Consider the following 6,644-nt stretch of genomic DNA (forward strand, 5'->3'; position numbering starts at 1 on the left):
CGAAAAAAGAGTGCAGACAAAGGTGCAAACAGGCGTGCAAACACCGATGCAAACAGTTTGCAGCCGGACAGTGGTACGAAAGGTCTGGGCTATGGCGAAGCGCTGCGTCTGAAAGAAAACTGGATGGCGCTGCTACGCCGTTAGGAATACGAACAGAAGTCCGGCGCACTGGTTGAACTGGCCGTCGCACAAAACGTCGTGTTCGAACTGTGCCGCGAACAGCGCGACGCGTGGCTGGCATGGGCAGCGAAGGTCGCGCCGTTTATCGCGATGCAGTTCGCGATTGATGACGTGGACCGGCTGACGACCACACTGAGCGCGCATGTCCACCAGCAGTTCGCCGACCTCGGGGAACCTGAAGCACGCTTCGACGCAGGCGAAGAGCGACCAGATCAGGCGGACCGGCCGTAGGGGCTGGACGCCACCGCCGCGCCTGAGCCTGCCTCAGTGGGCTGACCGTTATCGGCGGCTCGCGAAGGTCGCGGGCAGCATGTCGGGGCCCTGGTCAACGGCGGCGGTTGAGGTGGCGCGCGGGCCGATGTTCGCGGTCACCGAGCCGGGCATGCATGTGATTACAACGATGGTGAGTACCCAGCTACTCAAGACCTCGTTTATCGAAAACGTATTCGGATATTTTGCGCACCTCGATCCGTGTCGGATCCTGCTGTTGCAGCCGAAAGACGATGCGGCGGTGCAGTTCAGCAAGGAACGTATCACGCCGCTGGTGCGGGCCACGCCCGTGCTGCGCGAACGGGTCGGCACGAGCCGGATGCACACCGCCGATGAAACGTTGCTGTTCAAGTCGTTTCGGGGTGGGTTTCTCGCACTCGCGGGCGCTGGCAGTCCCGACAACCTGGCCCACCGCCCGATACGGATAGTCCTGGCCGACGAGATCGACAAGTACCCGGTTACCCATGAAGGCGACCCGATCACGCTCGCGGAGGAGCGCGTTGCGACCTTCGCAAACTGGCTCGCGGTGCGGACCCGTTCGCCGACCGTGCAGGAAGAGAGCCGCATTGAGGCGAGCTACCACGAATCGGACCAGTGGCGCGTGAGTGTCGAGTATCCGCATTGCGGGCACCGGCAGTTCCTCGACTTCTTCCTGCACGTCGAATGGGACAAGCGCAAGAATGCGGCTGGCAACGTGGTCGAATACCGGCCACGCACCGCGCGCGCGTACTGCGAAGCGTGCGGCGCGGGATGGTCGGAGGGCGAGCGGCTGAATGCGTTGCAGACTGCGCGCTGGCACCAGACGCGGCCCTTTGAATGCTGCTGCGCGCGTCACGTACCGCTCGATGATTACGAGCGCGCATGGCGCGGCACGGACGATGCGAGCGATAACGAGGATGCGCTTGCTACCGTGTGGGACTGGTGGGCGTCTGACCGTCACGCGGTGTACCGCGCGAAGTGTCCGGTCTGCGGCGCGTGGGGTATCGACAATATCCATGCGGGTTTCCACACGTCGAAACTGTACAGCCCACGGCAGCGTGACCGGCCTGCCGATGTCGCCAGCAAGTGGCTCGCCGCGCAGGGCGATGAAGACAGGTTGCAGGCGTGGTGGAACACGCAGATGGGCATGCCGTATCGCCCGCATACCGGCCGTGGGCTGCATATCGAGGCGCTGGCCGCGCGCGGTGAGGTATGGGCCGCGCCGGTCGAGGATGGCGTCGCGGTGCTGGTGGTCGGTGCCGATGTGCAGAGGACCTACGGCGTTGAGCTGGAAACCGGGCTGGGGGCGTAACGAGGAAAGCTGGTCGGTGGATTACCACGTGATCGAAGGCGAATTCTCGGATGCGGCAACACAAAGTCAGGTCGATGCCTACCTGAAGCGGCTCTGGCATCGCGCGGATGGCCGGCCCTTTGAAGTCTTTGCCGCCTGCATCGATTCGGGCGGCCACCATACGCAGGCCGTGCATGAGTTCTGCAAGGCGCGTATCGGGCGGTGGATCTGGGCCATCAAGGGCGAATCCGCGCGCGGTGGTGAGCGTAATCCGGTCTGGCCGTCGAAGCGCCCCACCTCGCGCACGAAGAAGACCTACCGGCCGGTCATCCTCGGCGTCAATGCGGCAAAGGACACGATCCGGCAACGGCTGTATCTCGACCATGAGGGAACGGGCTACATGCATTTCCCGCCGACCGCGACATCAGCTATTACGCGCAACTGACTGCCGAGCGGATCGTCGTGAAGGAGTCCGGTGGGTGGCGTTACCGCGTGTGGGAGTTACCTGCGGGCAAGGCCAATGAAGCGCTCGACTGCCGCGTGTATGCGTACGGTGCGCTGTGCGGGCTCCTGCATTTCGAGCTGCAACTGAATCGCCGCGCCGAAGCCGTCAAGGCGTGGGCTGGACCCGCACCGCTGGTTCCTGGCGGCCCAGTGACGCCGCCCGGTTTGCCGCGGAATCCATCGCCAGCACGCTCGCTGGTACAGCGGCTTGCCTGACTGATACCGGATCGACATGCAGGGTGACACATGATCACGCAGACGAAGCACGGGCACGTGGTGTTTGAACACGACGATGCATTTCACGGCGAGGTGCGCATTGTGAAGGGCGAACTGTCGGTGACGGTTTCGATTGACGCACTGCGCGCGCTGGTGGCGGAAAGCGTGCGGTATGACCTCGCAGCCCGCGTGGCTCGGATGAAGCCGGCCGACCTGCTGCGGCGGATCGCGTGAACTGAACGGGAACAGCATCATGGCGATCTGCGGCTGCGACGGCGTCCTGGGCGGCATGCCGCCCGACGTGCTGAAGACGCGTCTCGCGCAGATGCAGCAGGCGTATCTGGACCTGGCCACCGGCGTGAAGAGCCAGGCCGCGTCCTATGCGCCGGCCGACGGCAGCCGTTCGGTGACCTATACGCAGGCCAGCATCGGAAGCCTCGTGCAGGTCATTCTCGACACGAAGAAACAGCTCGCGGCGCTTGAGGGCCGGCGCTGCAACCCCCGCCGGCCGGTTGGACCGTTTTTCTGAGCCATCGTGAGCATGATCGTCGATGCCAGCGGCAGACCGCTGGCGGTACCACCTGCCGGTAGTGGTCGTGGCAACGGGCATGGCAGACCCCGGGCCACGGTCGCCGGGCCGGGCCTGCCCCAAGGCACGCCGCTCGGACTCGCGCCGTACCTGTTCCAGTATGACTCGGCGAACTGGCTCACCCAGGAGATGGGCAACTGGCTGCCGTGGATACGGTCGCCCGATTCGGAAATCAACCTGTTCCGCGACCGCATGGTCGCGCGCGCACGGGACCTCTCGCGCAATGACGGCTGGATCAGCGGCGGCGTCAACCGCATTTTCGACAACACGGTTGGCACCAGCCTGCAGCTCGCGGCAAACCCCGATTACCGGGCGCTCGCGCTAAGGAGCGGCATCACCGCGTTCGACGCCGGGTGGGCGGACGACTTCCGTCGCATCGCCGAGGCACTGTGGCGCGGCTATGCGGAGAACGCCGGACGCTATAACGATGTGTCGCGGCAGCTCACGCTCGGCCAGCAGTTCCGCCTCGCGCTGCGCCACAAGCTGATCGACGGCGAGGGGCTGGGCCTCATTTACTGGATGCCGGAGCGCATCGGCCAGGGCGGGGCCGATTACGCCACAGCACTGATGCTGGTGGACCCGGACCGGCTTGGCACTCCGTACCAGATGATCGACACGCGCAACCTGCGCGGCGGTGTCGAGATCGTTGACAACGGCGTGCCGCTCGCGTACCACATCCGCCAGGCCGAGCCGAACGACTGGTATCTGGCGGTCGAGGCGAACACCTGGGAGCGCGTCGCGCGTTACGACGACGATGGCTGGCTGCTCGTCATCCACGATTACGACCGCGACCGCGCGGGCCAGCATCGCGGCATCGGTGCCTTTACGCCGGTGCTCACACATGCGCGCATGCTTGCGCGCTATTACGGCGTGGAACTACAGGCGGCCACCGTCGCGTCGATCTTCGGCATGTGGATTACCAGCCCCTATGATCCGGCGCTGGTTGGGCGCGGGCGAAGGCGAGGAACTGCCGCTATACCAGTCGCTGCGCGCGAACAGGGCCGACGAGCGGTCAGCACTCCCGACCGGCGTGCGTATTCCGACACTCGCGCCCGGTGAATCGATCGAGAGCGTATCGAGCGGTCATCCGCACGGCAACCTCGAGATGTTCACGCACGAGATGCCGCGCGTCATCGCGGCGGCGCTGGGCCTCTCGGCTGAACAGGTCACCCAGGACTGGAGCCGCACAAACTACAGCAGCGCCCGCGCCGCGCAGCTTGAGGCTTGGAAGACATTGCAGCGGCGACGCGATGAGTTCTGCCTGAACTTCGCCTCACCATTCTATGGCGCGTGGCTCTGGGAGGTGATGGACCGGGGCGAACTGCCGCTGCCCTCAGGTGCGCCGCCGTACATTGAAGCGCGCTCGGCTTACGCGCGCTGCTCATGGATGGGCGTGGCGCGTGGCTGGATCGATCCAGCCAAGGAAAAGGCCGGCGCGGTAATGGGCATGGATGCCGCGCTCTCGACACTGAAGCGCGAATGCGCGGAGCAGGGACTCGACTATGAGAAAGTGCTGCACCAGCGGGCGATGGAAATCCGCCTGATGAAGGAGCTGGGGCTCGAACTGCCCGATTGGGCCGGTAGTGTGGGGGCAGCCGAAGCCGGGAAAGTCGAGGAACCACCACGGCCGAATTGATACCCGCTCTGGTCACGCCACACGACGACTATGCCGAACCAGATCATCAATATAGCCAGCAAGACTACGACGTAAAAGGGATTCATATTGTGTACTGCCTTTTTCAGCGGCAATTGCATGCCGGGCGATGTGCAGCGAACAGCTTTGACACAAGAGAAATCGCAAGCATCAATGCGATTTCAGTTCCGATTGCGGATCCGCGACATCGCGGATCTCCCGCTTACCCTGTTGTCAATAATAATGGCGGGCAGGCGGCATCATTGCACGCGGAAACCGTTGCCACCCGCCTTGGTGGAATTTCCATCCATATCGACCCTGTACCCATTGCGGCCTGTCATATCGATAACCGTACCGCGCACGCTCCCAATGTCCCTTCGTCCATACGTACTGGCGGCCGGTCCATGCCCAATAACCCGACGCCCATACCTGCCCCGGATGCGCCTGTGGAACCGCCTCATAGCGCGGCGGCGGCCGCTGGTTGATGACTGCGGCGATACCAACCTGTGCGTTCGCAGCCACCGGTGCAAGTGAGGCAGTGCATGCCACGCTCAGGGCGAGGACAAGAAAGTTTTTTTTCATGTGAAATACCATTCAGAATTAAAGGGATTGTGGGATGGACGGCAACAGCATCGCGACATCATGTGTTTCGCTCTCCTGTTATCTGAACGGTCTCATGAGGCGATTCGATGACATAAAACCTGTGACTTGTGCAAGGGCCAATTTCAAGATGGCGTGTAAGACGGGATGTATCTGCGTTCCATATTCAATCAATGTTCCGAATGAAATACGCTTCGATAGGGGGCAACCCGTAACGTAGCGGACGTTCTCACAGCGATCGCTCCCGCGAACTGTGATCTGGAACGCAACGGCATACAGGAATCCGCACGATCGGGTTACCGAAAGCACACACTGCCGGACTGAGCCGGAAGCGCGGCGGCAGCCGAAGCCGGGAAAGTCGAGGAACCGCCAAGGCCGAACTGATACCGGCACTCTGGCGAAGCCCCGCAATGTATCTCAATCAGGTGGCACTTGCCTAAGCCCGTATTGTCAGACGAGCAGGCGCAGGCGGGAACACATGCCACGTACCGTCATCGTGCCGGAAGAAAAAAAGTGCGATCGGGCCTTTCGGTCGACGTGCCTCAACGCATACGTAGCGACTCTGAGCAGAACCTGTCCGACTGAATCGGGTTATACGGGCCGGTGTCGCTGAAGTTGGCGCAAGCCATTTTTCAACCAGAAAACGCAGGGATTTTTCCGCAATGTTCATCTGTTTCTCCTTCAGCCTCGTTGCCGTTCGTTCGACCATCACCTTGCCGGGAAAGTCGGAAGACGTCCTTCTTCCCGCACCTGACGTGACTGCCTTGCATGGGTGCACGAAAGTTGACCAGGCCGTGCAGGGTTATAGCCCGATGGGAGGGGCGCCGGAGCTTGTAAGAATGATCACCGCCGCTATCGCGAAGACGGCGGCGATGTTCACCCGATCGAAAATATCTGATTTCATATTGGCCTTGAATCCATATCGTGTCCCGCCATATTCAGCGGCAATTGCAAGCCGGGCGAAAGGCAACGAACAGCTTTCGCAGCGCCGAAAACAGGCGCAACGGATTCAGATGGAAGTGGCTGTGGCGCGTAATGCCTGCGCGGCTGTGCAGATGCGTCACTTGAATCAGGCAAAAGGGGCTCATGGCTATCTCCGGGTAAATGTAAAAAATATTCAACGACAGGATAGGTCCGCAGGCTCCCGTCTTATATGAGACCAGTCCTAAAACAAGCCCCATGGAACTGCGACAAAAAGGGCACCTCACGGGCCACTGCACCGCACGGTATGAAGGTGGACTACCCGCACCTGGCGACGCGGCTGTTCAACACGCCGCTGGCGATTACGCCTGGCAAGATCGAGATCATCATGGCCGCGGGGGGGCCCCCCCGGAGGGCGCCCCCCGCGCGTAGAAAAAGGCGGGGGCTGGGGGTTGGGACGC

The 6,644-nt window shown here is 62.4% G+C and carries 7 protein-coding genes and 1 pseudogene; 7 read left to right on the forward strand and 1 reads right to left on the reverse strand.

The window, feature by feature from the left end; translation table 11 throughout:
- The first annotated feature begins 322 nt into the window (after positions 1-322).
- From KHO33_RS42725 to KHO33_RS42740, 6 genes and pseudogenes are all read left to right on the forward strand, one after another.
- On the forward strand, positions 323-1,741 hold the full coding sequence (locus KHO33_RS42725; protein WP_267915977.1) for a terminase gpA endonuclease subunit: 1,419 nt from the start codon (positions 323-325) through the stop codon (positions 1,739-1,741).
- Positions 1,692-2,440, forward strand: a pseudogene (locus KHO33_RS42730) (terminase gpA endonuclease subunit). Before KHO33_RS42725 ends, KHO33_RS42730 begins: the two are co-directional and overlap by 50 nt.
- Positions 2,441-2,470: 30 nt before the next feature.
- The gene (locus KHO33_RS39795) at positions 2,471-2,674 is read left to right on the forward strand and encodes a hypothetical protein (RefSeq protein WP_200568219.1); all 204 of its coding nucleotides are present in this window, start codon (positions 2,471-2,473) and stop codon (positions 2,672-2,674) included.
- 19 nt (positions 2,675-2,693) lie between these two features.
- Positions 2,694-2,969 (forward strand): gpW family head-tail joining protein, encoded by a 276-nt coding sequence (gene gpW, locus KHO33_RS39800; protein ID WP_200568220.1) that lies wholly within the window; start codon positions 2,694-2,696, stop codon positions 2,967-2,969.
- A gap of 12 nt (positions 2,970-2,981) precedes the next feature.
- Positions 2,982-4,088, forward strand: a complete 1,107-nt coding sequence (locus KHO33_RS42735) for a phage portal protein (RefSeq protein ID WP_267916019.1) — start codon at positions 2,982-2,984, stop codon at positions 4,086-4,088.
- A complete protein-coding gene (locus KHO33_RS42740; RefSeq protein ID WP_268963371.1) occupies positions 4,060-4,665 on the forward strand; it encodes a phage portal protein in 606 nt (201 codons plus the stop codon). Before KHO33_RS42735 ends, KHO33_RS42740 begins: the two co-directional genes overlap by 29 nt.
- Before the next feature lie 231 nt (positions 4,666-4,896).
- Here the strand turns inward: KHO33_RS42740 and KHO33_RS43060 are convergent, their stop codons facing one another.
- The gene (locus KHO33_RS43060; RefSeq protein WP_407946220.1) at positions 4,897-5,256 is read right to left on the reverse strand and encodes a YXWGXW repeat-containing protein; all 360 of its coding nucleotides are present in this window, start codon (positions 5,254-5,256) and stop codon (positions 4,897-4,899) included.
- Between the two features lie 668 nt (positions 5,257-5,924).
- Here KHO33_RS43060 and KHO33_RS39815 point away from each other — a divergent pair.
- Entirely contained in the window at positions 5,925-6,419 is a 495-nt protein-coding gene (locus KHO33_RS39815; protein ID WP_200568222.1) for a hypothetical protein, read from the forward strand.
- The last annotated feature ends 225 nt before the right edge of the window (positions 6,420-6,644 follow it).

The organism is Paraburkholderia nemoris, from assembly GCF_905221015.1.
GTDB classification, from domain to species: domain Bacteria; phylum Pseudomonadota; class Gammaproteobacteria; order Burkholderiales; family Burkholderiaceae; genus Paraburkholderia; species Paraburkholderia nemoris.